This window comes from Haloarcula montana (genome assembly GCF_035666295.1).
GTDB classification, from domain to species: Archaea; Halobacteriota; Halobacteria; order Halobacteriales; family Haloarculaceae; genus Haloarcula; species Haloarcula montana.
On the sequence record NZ_CP142027.1, the window covers coordinates 2,745,138 to 2,759,351 of the forward strand.

Sequence of the window (14,214 nt, forward strand, 5' to 3'; positions counted from 1 at the left end):
GCTTACTCGCCGAACCACGTCTGGGTCAGTTCTTCGTAGGTGCCGTTCTCCTGGACTGTCGACAGGCCCTCGTTGAGCGCGGACTGACGGTCGCTGTCGCCCTCGCGGACACCGAAGCCGTAGCGCTCGCCGGTCTCGTAGACGAACGCGATCGAGACAGGCCGGTTCGCGGCGAAGGTCTCGGCGACCGGCTGGTCCAGTACCACGGCGTCGATGTTGCCGTTCTCCAGGTCCTGGACCGCCAGCACGTAGTTGTCGTAGGCGTTGTACTGGCCCTCGGTGATCCGCGAGCCGACGAGTTCTTCGTTGACGACGCTCTCCCCGGTTGTCCCCTTCTGTGCACCGATCGGACGGTCGCTGAGGTCGTCGAGACTGCCGGGCGAGAAGTCACCGTCGCCGCGGACGATGATCGACTGGTCGGCGCTGTAGTAGGGGTCGCTGAAGTCGATGTTCTCGTCGCGATCGTCGGTGATCGTCATGGCAGCAGCGATGACGTCGATGTTGTCGTTGTTGAGTGCGGGGATCAGCGAGTCGAACTCGAACTCCTCCCAGCCCTCGAAGGAGTAGTCGGTCTCCTCGACGACGGCTTCGAGCAGGTCGACGTCGAAGCCGACGAGGTCGCCGCCCTCTTTCATCTCGAACGGCGGGAACCCGGGGGCGGTCCCGGCCGTGATCGTCGGTTCGCTGCCACCGCTGCCACCGCTACCGCCATCACCCATACAACCGGCGACGCCGAATGCGACGGCCGAACCGCCGACCGTGGTGAGATACTGCCGTCGTGAGAGCCCTTCGTCTGACATACTCGGGTACACAGCATAGACCGGGATTAGTGTTACGAAGGGACCAATACTGGTGTTGTAAACGGTTCCCTCGGACGATCGGTCTTCGAACCGACAGCGACCGATCAGTCGTCGGCGTGGGAGGTCGCCGTCTCGGACTGTGGGTCGGCGTCGAGACCGCCGGCCGGCGGTTCGACGTAGGCCCAGGCGGTCGCGGCGACGAGCGAGACGAGGATCGCGAGCGCCGCGGCGTGATGCAGGACCTGTGCCACCGCACCGAAGTTGAAGATGGTGTTCGCACCGAGCAGTACCTGGACCGGCAGCACTGCCAGCGCGACGCCGGTCGCGTACCTGATCCGTCGCGTGTAGTCACCACGCCAGGCCGCGACGGCCGATCCGAGGATGAAGAAGCCGGTTATCATCGCCACGAAGCGGTGGAACCACTCGATGAAGCTCATCCAGTTCGCCGGGAACAGCCCGAGCCAGCCGTCACAGAACGGCCAGCGGCCGGCACAGGTCAACCCTGCACCGACTGCTCCCGTGTACACCCCGAGTAGGATGAGCACGAACGTGAGCCCGGTCGTCGCCGCCACCAGTCGCCGAAAACGGGTGGTCATATCCGTCTCTCTGGGCTGTAAGTATATATTCTCGGTCCTTTCGGCCGGCACGACCCCCGGAAAACTGCGGGTCAGTTCAGCGTTTGATACCGTGGCCCGAAATTATATGATTATTCGATAAAGATTCTGGTACCGATAGAGATGATACGCTCTCGGCTCCGCGATTGGTTCGGCAGCACGACGGACAGTACCGACATCGGTTCCGCCGAGACTGACGGAGGAACGCGGGCTCCCCTTGGGGATGGGGAGGGACGGCTCGGATCGGCGTACGATCCGGACCCGGAGCGATTGACACCGCTCGTCGGCGACGAAGCAGCACTGTCGACGGCACAGCACCAACTCACGGCACAACTGACTCTTGATGGCGACGACGTGGAGACACTCGTCGAGGAGTACCGCGCGGCAGGTGTCGGGCGGGACCCCTTCGTCGAGACACAGTCTGTCGCCAGGGACGCGCTCGTCGACGCGGCCTTCGACACCCTACGGGACACGCTCGACACTGAGGCCCAGGACACGATCGACGCCGTGCAGGCGGAACTCCGACGCGAACTCGACGCCCTTACTCAACGGAGTCGGACGGGACTTGCCGCCTTCGATTCGGAGGCGACGGCCACCGAACCGACGCCAGCGGAGATATCCGGTGAGACGGGACTCTCGATCGACTTCCACGATGTCCTCCATCACATCGGCACGCCGCTTTTCGTCCTCGATGCGGACGGCGACATTCTCACCTGGAACAGTTCGCTGGCCGAACTCACCGGCGTCGACGAGACGGAGGCGAAATCGATGGAGATGGCGAGCATGGCGTTCTACCCGGACGGCCGCCGGGCGAAGACTCTCGCCGACAAGGTCCTCGACGCGCCCGAACAGACCCACACCGAGTACGACGTTCCCAAGGTCGACTCGGCCGATTTCACCCTCTACCGGGACACGAGCGTCATGCAGGACCAGTACGGCGAGGACCGACACATCTCGTTCAGTGCGGCCCCCATCTACGACGACGGCGAGGTGGTCGCAGTCGTCGAGATGGTCCAGGATCGGACGGCCGAGGCCGAGCGACACAGCGAGATCACGGCGCTCGTCGAGGAACTGAGCACGACGATGCAGGCACTCGAACGGGGCGACCTCGACGCTCGTGCGTCCGTCGACTCGACCGAATACATCGACGAGGCGCTGCTCGACGTGGTCGACTCGCTCAACCACATGGCGGAGAACCACGAGGCGTTGACCGAACAGGTCGACGCCCAGACGGCCGAACTGGCGAGCGCGATCGACCAGACCGCGTCGGCCGCACGAACGGTCGAGCAACAGGTCGAGCAACAGGCCGAGAGCCTCGCGACGGCGGCCGACAACGTCCAGGACGTGAGCGCAGGGATGCAAGAGGTCGCGGCGACCTCGAACGAGGTCGCGTCGTCCGCCGACCGCGCCCTCTCGGCAGCCGAGGACGGTGCAGCGGCGAGCGAAACCGTCCAGGAGGTGACGGATACGCTGACCGAGACGAGCGAGGACCTCGTCGAGAGCGTCACCGATCTGGAATCGCGGATGGACGAAGTCGGTGAGATCGTCGATGTCATCGCCGATGTCGCCGAACAGACCAACATGCTCGCGTTGAACGCCAACATCGAGGCGGCACGGGCGGGCGAGAGCGGGAGCGGCTTTGCCGTCGTGGCCGACGAGGTCAAGAGCCTGGCCAACGAGACCAGCGACCACGCGGCCGAGATCTCCAACAGCATCGACGCGATCCAGGCACAGGCGACCGAGACCGCCGACATGGTCGAGACCTCGCACGAACAGGTCCAGCGCGCCGAGTCCGAGATCGAGGAGGCGCTCTCGGCGCTGGACGAGATCAGCGACGCAGTCGAGTCAGCGGCGACCGGTATCCAGGAGGTCGCCGAAGCGAACGACGATCAGGCCGGTGCGATCGAAGACATCACCTCGACGATCGAAGACGCCCGGGAACACGCCAGAGAAGCCGAGGAGGCGACCGACCAGATCGTCGCTGCGACGGACCAACAGACTGCCGCTGTCGAGGAACTCGTCGCTCGGGTCGAGGAACTCTCCGACGAAGGGACTGGTACGCAGTGAGCCGCCCGGACCGTTGAATACGACGACCGTCGATGTACCGTTCGATGTTTGACGCGAAACGGGGCTTTTTCTTGATGCGGAGTCACGTCCGGGCATGGGACTCGATGAGGACGCGCTGGAGTATCACAGCCAGGACCCGCCAGGGAAGATCGAGATCGCGACGACGAAACCGACCAACACACAGCGAGACCTCTCGCTGGCGTACTCCCCGGGCGTCGCCGCCCCCTGCGAGGAGATCGCGGCCGACCGGGAACAAGCTTACACGTACACGGCGAAGGGGAATCTCGTCGCTGTCGTCTCCAACGGCTCGGCGGTGCTGGGGCTGGGTGACATCGGCCCCGAGGCCGGCAAGCCGGTCATGGAGGGGAAGGGCGTGTTGTTCAAGCGGTTCGCCGATATCGACGTCTTCGACATCGAACTAGACACCCACGACGCCGATACGATGGTCCAGACCATCAGCACGATGGGTCCGACCTTCGGGGGAATCAATCTCGAAGATATCAAGGCACCCGAATGTTTCGAGATCGAGCGCCGGCTCCGGGAACAGATGGACATCCCGGTGTTCCACGACGACCAGCACGGGACGGCGATCATCTCCGGGGCAGCGTTGTTGAACGCGGCTGAGATCGCCGGCAAGGACCTCTCGGACCTCGATATCGTCTTCTCCGGTGCGGGGGCGTCGGCTATCGCAACCGCTCGGTTCTACGTCTCGCTCGGAGCCCGGAAGGACAACATCACGATGTGTGACTCCTCGGGGATCATCACGACCGACCGCGCCGAGACCGAGGAGCTCAACGAGTTCAAACGGGAGTTCGCCAGCGACGTGTCCGACGGCGACCTGGCGGACGCGATGGCCGGTGCGGACGTGTTCGTCGGCCTCTCGGTAGGCGGTATCGTCGACGAGACGATGGTCCAGTCGATGGCGTCCGATCCGATCGTCTTCGCGATGGCCAACCCCGACCCCGAGATCGACTACGAGACCGCCAAACAGGCCAGAGACGATACGGTGATCATGGCGACCGGACGCTCCGATTACCCCAACCAGGTCAACAACGTCCTCGGGTTCCCGTTCATCTTCCGTGGCGCGTTGGACGTCCGGGCGACCGAGATCAACGAGGCGATGAAAGTCGCTGCTGCCGAAGCACTGGCGGATCTGGCCCGTCAGGACGTTCCCGACGCCGTCGTCAAGGCCTACGGCGACCAACCGCTCCAGTTCGGGCCGGACTACATCATCCCCAAACCGCTCGATCCCCGCGTCCTCTTCGAGATCACCCCGGCCGTCGCTCGCGCTGCCATGGACAGCGGTGCCGCGCGCAAAGAACTCGATCTGGACGCCTACGTCGAGCGACTGGAGGCCCGGCTGGGCAAGTCCAGAGAGATGATGCGGGTCGTCCTCAACAAGGCAAAGAGCGATCCCAAGCGGGTGGTACTGGCCGAAGGCCACGACGAGAAGATGATCCGGGCGGCCTACCAGCTCGTCGAGCAGGGGATCGCCGAGCCGATCCTGTTGGGCGACGCCGACGAGATCGAGGCCACTCGCCGTCGGTTCGGCCTGGAGTTCGATCCCGTCGTCGTCGACCCCGAGAGCGCCGATGTCGACGCTTACGCCGACCGGCTCTACGAACTCCGCCAGCGCAAGGGGATCACTCGGCGGGAGGCGGAAGACCTGATTCGGGACAGCAACTATCTGGGCAGCGTGATGGTCGAGATGGGCGACGCGGACGCGATGCTGACCGGACTGACCCACCACTACCCGTCGGCGCTCCGGCCGCCGCTGCAGGTCATCGGGACCGCCGACGACGCCGACTACGCCGCTGGCGTCTACATGCTGACGTTCAAGAACCGCGTCGTGTTCTGTGCCGATACCACGGTCAATCAGGACCCCGACGCCGCCGTCCTCTCGGAAGTGACCAAACACACCGCGGATCTGGCCCGACGGTTCAACGTCGAACCGCGTGCGGCGATGTTGTCGTACTCCAACTTCGGCAGCGTCGACAACCCCGGGACGCGAAAGCCCCGACGCGCGGTCGAACGGCTCCGCAGCGACGAGACGGTCGACTTCCCGGTCGACGGCGAGATGCAGGCCGACACCGCTGTCGTCGAGGAGATTCTGGAAGACACCTACGAGTTCGCCGAACTCGATGGCCCGGCCAACGTCCTCGTGTTCCCGAACCTCGAAGCGGGGAACATCGGCTACAAACTCCTCCAGCGACTGGGCGGCGCGGAAGCTATCGGTCCGATGCTGGTCGGGATGGACAAACCCGTCCACGTCCTCCAGCGCGGTGACGAGGTCAAAGACATCGTGAACCTCGCCGGCGTCGCGGTCGTCGACGCACAGCAGGAGTAGCGTCGCAGAGCGGTTACCCCTGGCGTCGCGTTCGGACGCCGACAGCGGTGATCACTGTCCCGATCAGCCCCTGCGTGTGGGTGGGTTCAGAAAGAGCGTATCGGCGATGGCCACAGTACCCACGAGCGAGGCGCCGATCAGTGCCGTCCGCAGCGGGACACCGACCAGTTCTGCCAACAGTACCGTCGTCAAGAAGGCCACTGGAACGAGTGCGAGGACCAGATCGTCTCTGGTCGGTCCCGGATTAGCCACTCGGTCGCCTGGCTGTTCGCGTTGTCGACCAGTTTTACCACTACGGGTACTCATACGCACTCACCACCTCGCTATCAATACGTGGCTGCTCCGTCTTAATTGTTACTCGCATGCAGTTTTCCGAACGTACCATGAGTGCTCGCAAAGGCAATCAATACGTTATGAGTATCCTTTACCGTGATACCAGATCGCACGAACGCAGCGGAACCGACTGTTCGGTACTTTTCAGCCCGTCATTGCTATCGAAGAACGACGCCGTCGGTGAACGGGGACCGAGGACGCGGGTAGAATAGGGGGGACTCCTGTGGAGCAACGGCGACCGGCGCGGTGTTAGTCCGATGCGCCACCGCGCTCGGACCGGGACGGCGGGGGGACCCGGTCGTCGGTGGTGGTCGTCTGCGGACGCACACAGCGGTCGGGTTCGCCGTTGACGTGTGCGTACTGGTCCGGTGCGTTGGCCAACGGATGGGCTGGATTCCGGTCGCCCGAGATCCGGGCGGCTCTCACCTCCGTGAAGCCGTTCAGTCGAGCCTGGATGCCACGCCAGTGCAGTCCCGTCCTGCGGGGGACGGTGACGGCGTGTGGCGGGTCGTAGACGGAGCCGTGTGTCGCGAGGACTTCGGCGTTGACGTTGCCCGCCAGCTGGTCGTGGTCGATGAGGAGGCCGACACGGGCGTCACGGGGTACGCGTGCCGCCAGAACGTCCAGTCCCAGATGGAGCGCGCGGTACTCCGCGACGTTGTTGTCCGGGGCCGTGTCGGGTACCGACAGCCGTGTCACTCGCTGGCCGTCGAACGTCTCGATGACGACGCCCAGCCCGCCACCGTGGTCGGCTGTCTCGCCACTGTGGGGTCTGAAGGAACCGTCTGTAGCGAGATAGAAGTCCCGATGGTGGCTTCGGGGTGGGTGTGCGATGTGGGGCGTCGGTGATTCATCGAACAGGTCTCGAAGGGTCGGCCGGCCGTATGCGGCCATACCCGACCTTGGCGGTACGGGGTATTAAATATGCACCCTCGAACGGGCGGATGGAACCCCAGAAACGCACTGAAACCGGCTCGCGTGGACCGGTCGTGTGGCTGCCAGGCAACGACTGCGATACTCGTCCGTCCTTCGCTCGTTCACGACAGACGAGCCACCAGTCGGGGGGAAGACGCTCGTGGTGGCGCGCTCAGAGATCGACGCGCCGAAGCCACAGTCCGAGTCCGAGCAACACGGTCCCCACCACTGCCCGCCAGAGGACCCGTGTTGCTGTGCCGATCAACGGCTCCGTGCTTCCTTGTGCTCCGTTCCAGTACAGTTCAAGCAGAAATAGCCCGATCAGCAACACTCCGACCCCGTAGGCACTGGCTGCGATCGTCTCCCTGGCCGTCGATCGGGTGTAGAGAACCGCGGCTAACCCCACGGCGAGGAGAACAACGAGCAATCCGTAGTTCGCGACGAATTCGAACAGCAGTACGAACAAGACCGGGACTCCGACAACGACCAGCAGACGGCGGCGTTCGGTGAGTGCCACGAACTCGACAGCACGACCGACAACAGTCCCTGGGCCATCGTCCATACGCTGCTAAGGTCGCTGTCGGGGATATATCTTCCTACGTTGACAGCTCTACGGAGGACCAGGCCGAGTGCCACAGGACGTGATCACGAGGCGGTTCACCGAAATGACTCGTCTCTCCCCATCTCGCGGCCAGTCGGATCGCGAACCGATCCCGGTCACTTGTGCGTGAACAGGACGACGGCGCCGTCGTGGATAGTCGTACAGAGGTCCATCTCGAAGTCCAGGTTCAACGAGGTAAACTCCTGTTTGCAGACCACCATGTCGTCGAAGGGCTCCTCGCAGGAGGGACAGGCGACGGCGGTGGTGTTCTGGTACGATTTGATCGCCTCGTTGTCCTCGCGAGGGGTCAGCGAGGAGACGAGTTCGTCGAACTCTTCCATACCCTGGCTGGCGGTTGCTGTGGGCATAAATCACACGCCATGTTCCGGTGCGTTAATCACCGCCCGCGAGCGTGGTCTTCCCCATGCACGACACACGGTTCGTTCTGGCGGCGGGCACGACGGCGACGGCCGAGCGGGCCGGTCTCAGCGCCGCCGGCGCCGATCCGTCCCTCGCGTCGACGACGCCGTCGGCCGACGCGGAGCTCCTCACGTACGGACAGCCGGTCAGAACCGGAACGGTCCCGGTCAGCCCCGATGGGTGTCCGACGCCGGCTCTGGGTACGCGGGCAGTACGGGACTGTCTCGGCTTCGATGTCACCGTCGTCGACGCCGGCCTGAGCGAGCCGACGGCCGCACCGACGGTGTCGGTCGGGGCGAAACCCGGTCGGGACATCACCGAGCAGGACACGGTGCCGACGGCCTACGGCGCCTTCGAGGCGGCCAGACAGTTCGGCCACGCGCTCCCCAACGACGAGTTGTGGCTCGCGGAGACGGTTCCGGGTGGGACGACGACCGCACTGGGCGTGTTGCGGGCACTGGGCGAGGACGTGATGGTCTCCTCGTCGCTCCCGGAGAACCCCATCGAACAGAAGCGGGACCTCGTCGAGGAGGGGTTAGCGGCGAGTTCACTGGACCCCGGCGACGCTGCCGGACAGCCCAAGCGGGCGCTCCGGCGGATGGGCGATCCGGTGCTCGCGACGCTGTCCGGCCTCACCGCTGGCGCCGTCGAGACCGACACCGCAGTGACACTCGCGGGCGGGAGCCAGCAACTCGCCGTCGCTGCGCTGGTCCGTCACGGCGGCTACGAGGGGCCGCTATCGCTGGCGACGACCAGTTACGTCGCCGACGATCCGACAGCGGATCTCCGGGCCGGTGCCGAGGGTCTCGACCTCGACCTGACGGTGACCGACCCCGGTTTCGATCAGACAGACCACGTCGGGATGAACCGCTTCGTCGCCGGTGAAGCCAAGGAAGGCGTCGGGATGGGCGGGGCGCTCGCGCTGGCCCAGCGGGCCGGTGTCCCGATGGCCGAGGTCCGTGCTGCGTTCGCGGACAGCTACGGGGAGTTGCTCGACCGATGAACGGCGTCGTCCTCGCCGGCACGCAGTCGGGCGTCGGCAAGACGGTTGCGACGCTTTCGACGCTCGTCGCCCTCGAAGCGGCTGGCACGGATGTCCAGCCGGCGAAAGCCGGTCCGGACTTCATCGATCCGAGCCACCACCGCGCCGTGACCGACACGCCTTCGCGGAGCCTCGATCCGTGGCTGTCGGGTCCGGACGGCACCCGCCGGACCTACTGGCGCGGCGACGGCGATGTCTGTGTCGTCGAGGGGATGATGGGGTTGTACGACGGGAGCGTCTGCTCGACGGCCCGGGTCGCGGGCTGTCTGGACCTCCCCGTGGTCCTCGTGGTCGACGCCAGCGCCGGTATGCAAAGCGTCGCCGCGACGGCACTCGGGTTCCGGGCGTACGCCGACCGCATCGACGCCGACATCGACGTGGCCGGCGTCCTCGCCCAGCAGGCCCACGGCGGCCGCCACGCCGAGGGAATCCGGGAAGCCCTTCCCGACGAGTTGACCTACTTCGGCCGGATTCCGCCACAGTCGGATCTGGAGATTCCCGACCGACACCTCGGGCTCGTGATGGGTGGAGAGTCACCGGTCGACCGGGAGGCACTGACGGCCGCTGCCGAGCACATCCGAACTGATCGGCTGCTGGCGGCGATGGAGCCGGCAGAGCGGCCGGCCGACGCCGAGACTACGACGCCGACGGACGACGATACCGTCGTCGCCGTCGCCCGGGACGAGGCGTTCTGTTTCGTCTACCCCTCGACTGTCGAACGACTCCGAGCGGGCGCGACGGTCGAGCAGTTCTCTCCAGTCGCCGGCGATCCGCTGCCCGACGCCGACGCCGTCTACCTCCCCGGCGGCTACCCCGAGCGGTTCGGCCCCGAACTCGCCGACTCGTCGACGCTGGCCGAACTGGCCGATCGAGCAGCCGAGGGCCTCCCGGTTTACGGGGAGTGTGGCGGGCTGATGGCGCTCTCGGAGTCGCTGACGACCGTCGAGGGCGACCGCTACGGGATGGCCGGAGTCCTCCCGGCACAGGTCCGGATGCGCGACCGGTACCAGGCGCTCGATCACGTCGAACTCCGCGCCCGGCGGGAGACGGTGACAGCCGGAAACGGTGAACGGCGCCGCGGCCACGAGTTCCACTACTCGGAGGCGTCGGTGGCCGACGACGCAACCTTCGCGTTCGATGTCGTCCGGGGCGAGGGGATCGACGGCGATCGCGATGGACTGACCGAGTACCGGACGTTGGGAACGTACGCCCACTGCCACGCCGAGAGCGGCGCGTTCGACGCGTTCCTATCAGCGAGCTTCGATCCTGGGCCTGGGCGTTGACCACCGACTCGGGCCGTCAGACGCCCGTAACCTTTTTTCGTGTCTAGATACGTGATAGGTACAATGAACGAGTTGCAGGAGTTGTTAGGCGATGTCGTCGCCGATGTCGATGCGGTGTTCCTCTTCTCGCCGACGGCCGCGTTCTTCGAGCGGTTCGCGGACGTGACGGAGGTCTCGGTGGTCGTCGTCGCGAGCGAGAACACTGTCGGGGCCGAGGAGTTCGTCGGACTCCCCATCGAGTTCATCGACCTCGAAGGACGGGTCCGGTTCGGGATCGAGGGGGCGCTGGAACTGGGGGTCGTCGAAGAAGGCGACGAGATTGTCTGTATTGCGGATATCTTCGGCGGGACGACGAACTCCGTCGTCCGGGTCCAGACGGATACGTTCTCGCCGTCGGGCGTCTACGATCTGTTCACCAACTCCCGAGCCGAACCGGATGTTGTCCGGGATGTCCTGGAAGTCGCAATCGAACTGGGAAAGAAAGGCCAGAAAGGCAAACCGGTCGGTGCCCTGTTCGTCGTCGGGGACGCCGGGAAGGTGATGAACAAGTCCCGACCGCTGTCGTACAACCCCTTCGAGAAGTCCCACGTCCACGTCGGCGATCCCATCGTCAACGTGATGCTCAAGGAGTTCTCGCGGCTCGACGGTGCCTTCATCATCTCAGACTCGGGGAAGATCGTCTCGGCGTACCGATATCTCGAACCGTCCGCCGAAGGAGTCGACATCCCGAAAGGGCTCGGTGCTCGGCACATGGCCGGGGGTGCTATCACCCGGGATACGAACGCGACGGCGATCGTGCTCTCGGAGAGCGATGGGATGGTTCGGGCGTTCAAAGGCGGTGAACTCGTTCTGGAGATCGACCCAGAGGAGTACTGATGATGCAGTCTGGATTCAACTGGCCAGACGCCATCCGGACGATATTCTCCCCGGAGGGGACGTTGATCATCTCTATCGCGATCCTCCTCCTCGGGATCATCGTCGGGTATCTGGTCTGGCGCGCTTCACGGCGGTTCATGGACGAACTCGGCGTCCAGGAGGCCGTCGAGGGGACGCCGTTCGAGCGGACCGCACGGAGTCTTGGGACATCGACAGTCGGGATCATCTCGAACCTGGCTGCGCTTTTCATCTACGTCATCGCGATCACGGTCGCACTCAACATCGCCCAGTTGGTCAGCCCCGAGGCCTACTGGACGCGATTGACCGCGTTCCTCCCGGACCTCTTCATCGCTGCCTTCGCCGTCATCGTCGGGCTCATCGCCGCCGACAAAGCGAAACTCGTCGTCTCTGAACGCCTCCGGAGCGTCAAGATGCCGGAGGCGACGCTGCTGCCGGAACTCGTCAAGTACAGCATCTTCTATCTCGCGCTGTTGATCGCACTCGGGCAACTCGGCGTCGACACCCTCGCCTTGCTCATCCTGCTCGCCGCCTACGCGTTCGGGTTGGTCTTCCTCTGTGGGTTGGCCTTCCGTGATCTGTTGTCGGCCGGCGCTGCCGGGATCTATCTCCTGTTGACTGAACCGTACAGTATCGGCGACGAGGTCATCATCGACGAGCACGAGGGGATCGTCCAGGAAGTCGATATGTTCGTCACACACGTCGAGAGCGACGGTCGGGAGTACATCATCCCGAACCAGCAGGTCCTCCAGTCGGGTATCGTCCGTGTGCGGAACTAATCCGGAGACTGTTGGCCGCCGACTGGCGTGGCCGGGACGCCGGCGACGGTCGTCCCGGAGGGCACGTCTTCGGTGACCAGGGAGTTGGCGGCGACCTGTGCGTCGGCACCGATCCGGACGCCGGGGAGGACGACGGCACCGGCGCCGATCATCGCGCGCTCGCCGACGACGACCTCGCCGGTCCGGTACTCGTCCTGGAGGAACTCGTGACAGAGGATCGTCGCGTCGTAGCCGACGATGGCGTCGTCCTCGATCGTCGCCAGTTCCGGGAAGAACACGTCCACCGTCGCCGTCAGGCCCAGCGAGACCCCCTCCCCGACCGTTGTTCCCAGTCGCCGGAGCAGCCAGTTCTTGAACTGGAGGCTCGGGGAGTACCGAACGATCCAGATCAGGACGGCGTTGACGATCAGCCCCAGCGGCGACTTCGCCTCCGGCCAGTGCATCAGCGAGTTGCGCGGTCCCGGTGTCGGCGTTCGGGTGAGTCGGTCGTGACGGCTCTGGCCGTCTCCGTCGTCGGGTCCGGAACGCTGGGCGTCACTCACGGCTTCCAGTAGGGCGGCCGCTCCCTTGAACGCCTCGCTACCGTCGCCAGAACGTCGGCGTCAGCAACACCAGTACCGGAACGATCTCGATACGTCCGATCCACATCAGCAGGAACATCACGACCTTGCTCGATCGGGCGAACCCGTCGTAGGTCCCGTACGGTCCCGCCCGCCCGAAGGCCGGCCCGATGTTGAAGAACATCGACGCGGCCGCCGACAGTGCCTCGAATTCCGTCAGCGGGGCGTTCGCCCGTTCGCCGTCCGCGACCAGCACGACCGTTCCGACCAGGAAGAAGACAAAGGCAACCAGCGTGTAGGCGTAGACGTCCCGGATCGTCGATTCGTCGACCACTTCCGCGCCGAGTCTGACAGGGACGATACTCCGTGGGTGGGCGGCGACGTTGAGGTCTCGCCAGAACGATTTCGTGACGATCAGCCACCGGAGCGCTTTCAGCGAGCAGGTCGTCGAGCCCGCCATCCCACCGATGAACATACAGCTGAACAGGACGTGTTTTGCGGCCGCGGACCAGGTGTTGAAATCGGTCGAAGCGTATCCCGTCGTGGTCACGATCGAGGCTGTCTGGAAGACCGCGTGTCGGACGGTCGGTTCGAGTCCGCCAGCGATCGTCCGATTGCTGAACAGCAACCCGGTCACGAGGAGGCTCACGGTGAGCAGGACACCGACGTAGAACCGGAACTCCGGACTGTTCCGCAGGCGGCCGATATCACCCCGAAGGACGGCGTAGATGAGCACGAAGTTCGTCGCGCCGACGATCATGAACACGACAGTCACCCACTGGACCGCCGGCGAGAACGCACCGAGACTCTCGGCTTCGGGCGAGAACCCGGCTGTAGCAATCGCGGTGAGCGCGTGGGCGACGGCGTTGTAGAGCGTCATGTTCGGGGCCAGCCCGATCGCGCCGAGTCCGAGCAACACCAGCGCCGCCCCGGCGGTCAGCCCGAGATAGAGCCGTCCCAGGATCTTCGCCGTGTCTCCGATGCCGGGTGTGAGCTTCGTGACGGTTTCCGTCCGGGACTCCGTCTCCATCAACTGTGCGCCGGCAACCGAGAGACGGGACAACACCGCTGTCGCGAGCAGCAAGACCCCCAACCCACCGAGCCACTGGAGCACCTGCCGCCACAGCAGCAGTGCTCGGGAATGTGCCCCGAAATCCCGAATGACTGTCGCGCCGGTCGTCGTGATCCCACTCATTCCCTCGAAGGCTGCGTTTATCGGACTCGCGAAGACGCCAGTCCCTTCGATGACCATCGGGAGCGCGCCGACGAGTGCGATCGACAGCCAGGCGAGCGACACCGTCAGGAACGCCTCGCGGTCGTGAATCCGTCGCCGGGGCAGTTGTGCCAGGACCGTCCCGACACCGACGGAGACTGCGATGGTCACGAGATACGGCGTCGGTGACTCGCCGTAGACGAGAGCGACGACTACGGGGAGGGTCAGTGGAACCGCGAGGTACTGGAGAATCGACCCGAGGACGTTGAGCGACGACCGGACGTCGACGGTCGTCAGTACCACCCTGACCCACCACCGGTTGCCTGATAGTGGGGACGGCTCACGG

Annotated in this window: 14 protein-coding genes; 6 read left to right on the top strand and 8 right to left on the bottom strand. The window is 65.0% G+C overall.

Annotated elements, in window-relative coordinates:
* Window positions 1-2 precede the first annotated feature (2 nt).
* Both VJ109_RS14550 and VJ109_RS14555 read right to left on the bottom strand, forming a co-directional pair.
* Window positions 3-800: a basic amino acid ABC transporter substrate-binding protein gene (locus VJ109_RS14550; protein WP_324757695.1), complete on the bottom strand. Its 798-nt coding sequence runs from the start codon at window positions 798-800 to the stop codon at window positions 3-5.
* Between the two features lie 104 nt (window positions 801-904).
* Entirely contained in the window at window positions 905-1,396 is a 492-nt protein-coding gene (locus VJ109_RS14555; RefSeq protein ID WP_434737260.1) for a COX15/CtaA family protein, read from the bottom strand.
* A 141-nt stretch (window positions 1,397-1,537) separates the two neighbouring features.
* On the opposite strand from VJ109_RS14555, the gene VJ109_RS14560 reads away from it, so the two are divergent.
* A complete protein-coding gene (locus tag VJ109_RS14560) occupies window positions 1,538-3,481 on the top strand; it encodes a methyl-accepting chemotaxis protein (protein WP_324757697.1) in 1,944 nt (647 codons plus the stop codon).
* Between the two features lie 94 nt (window positions 3,482-3,575).
* The gene (locus tag VJ109_RS14565) at window positions 3,576-5,828 is read left to right on the top strand and encodes an NADP-dependent malic enzyme (RefSeq protein ID WP_324757698.1); all 2,253 of its coding nucleotides are present in this window, start codon (window positions 3,576-3,578) and stop codon (window positions 5,826-5,828) included.
* Window positions 5,829-5,891: 63 nt separating this feature from the next.
* Here VJ109_RS14565 and VJ109_RS14570 read toward each other — a convergent pair whose 3' ends face one another.
* From VJ109_RS14570 to VJ109_RS14585, 4 genes are all read right to left on the bottom strand, one after another.
* Window positions 5,892-6,134 (bottom strand): DUF8015 family protein, encoded by a 243-nt coding sequence (locus tag VJ109_RS14570; protein WP_324757699.1) that lies wholly within the window; start codon window positions 6,132-6,134, stop codon window positions 5,892-5,894.
* A gap of 276 nt (window positions 6,135-6,410) precedes the next feature.
* On the bottom strand, window positions 6,411-7,055 hold the full coding sequence (locus VJ109_RS14575; RefSeq protein WP_324757700.1) for a ribonuclease H family protein: 645 nt from the start codon (window positions 7,053-7,055) through the stop codon (window positions 6,411-6,413).
* Window positions 7,056-7,248: 193 nt separating this feature from the next.
* Window positions 7,249-7,638 (bottom strand): hypothetical protein, encoded by a 390-nt coding sequence (locus tag VJ109_RS14580; RefSeq protein ID WP_324757702.1) that lies wholly within the window; start codon window positions 7,636-7,638, stop codon window positions 7,249-7,251.
* Between the two features lie 155 nt (window positions 7,639-7,793).
* Window positions 7,794-8,018, bottom strand: a complete 225-nt coding sequence (locus VJ109_RS14585) for a DUF7385 family protein (RefSeq protein ID WP_324757704.1) — start codon at window positions 8,016-8,018, stop codon at window positions 7,794-7,796.
* An 83-nt stretch (window positions 8,019-8,101) separates the two neighbouring features.
* Between VJ109_RS14585 and VJ109_RS14590 the strand changes: the two genes are divergently transcribed.
* From VJ109_RS14590 to VJ109_RS14605, 4 genes are all read left to right on the top strand, one after another.
* Window positions 8,102-9,100 carry a nicotinate-nucleotide--dimethylbenzimidazole phosphoribosyltransferase gene (locus tag VJ109_RS14590; RefSeq protein WP_324757706.1) on the top strand — a complete coding sequence of 333 codons (999 nt, stop codon included), beginning with the start codon at window positions 8,102-8,104 and terminating at the stop codon, window positions 9,098-9,100.
* On the top strand, window positions 9,097-10,422 hold the full coding sequence (locus tag VJ109_RS14595; RefSeq protein WP_324757708.1) for a cobyrinic acid a,c-diamide synthase: 1,326 nt from the start codon (window positions 9,097-9,099) through the stop codon (window positions 10,420-10,422). The genes VJ109_RS14590 and VJ109_RS14595 overlap by 4 nt, the downstream gene beginning before the upstream one ends.
* Before the next feature lie 63 nt (window positions 10,423-10,485).
* Window positions 10,486-11,298, top strand: a complete 813-nt coding sequence (gene dacZ / locus VJ109_RS14600) for a diadenylate cyclase DacZ (RefSeq protein ID WP_276221711.1) — start codon at window positions 10,486-10,488, stop codon at window positions 11,296-11,298.
* Between the two features lie 2 nt (window positions 11,299-11,300).
* Complete coding sequence (locus tag VJ109_RS14605) at window positions 11,301-12,095, top strand: mechanosensitive ion channel domain-containing protein (RefSeq protein ID WP_324760358.1); 795 nt, start codon at window positions 11,301-11,303, stop codon at window positions 12,093-12,095.
* Here VJ109_RS14605 and VJ109_RS14610 read toward each other — a convergent pair.
* Both VJ109_RS14610 and VJ109_RS14615 read right to left on the bottom strand, forming a co-directional pair.
* A complete protein-coding gene (locus VJ109_RS14610; protein WP_434737261.1) occupies window positions 12,092-12,637 on the bottom strand; it encodes an acyltransferase in 546 nt (181 codons plus the stop codon). The genes VJ109_RS14605 and VJ109_RS14610 overlap by 4 nt on opposite strands.
* Before the next feature lie 37 nt (window positions 12,638-12,674).
* A complete protein-coding gene (locus tag VJ109_RS14615) occupies window positions 12,675-14,171 on the bottom strand; it encodes a TrkH family potassium uptake protein (RefSeq protein ID WP_324757710.1) in 1,497 nt (498 codons plus the stop codon).
* Window positions 14,172-14,214 lie beyond the last annotated feature (43 nt).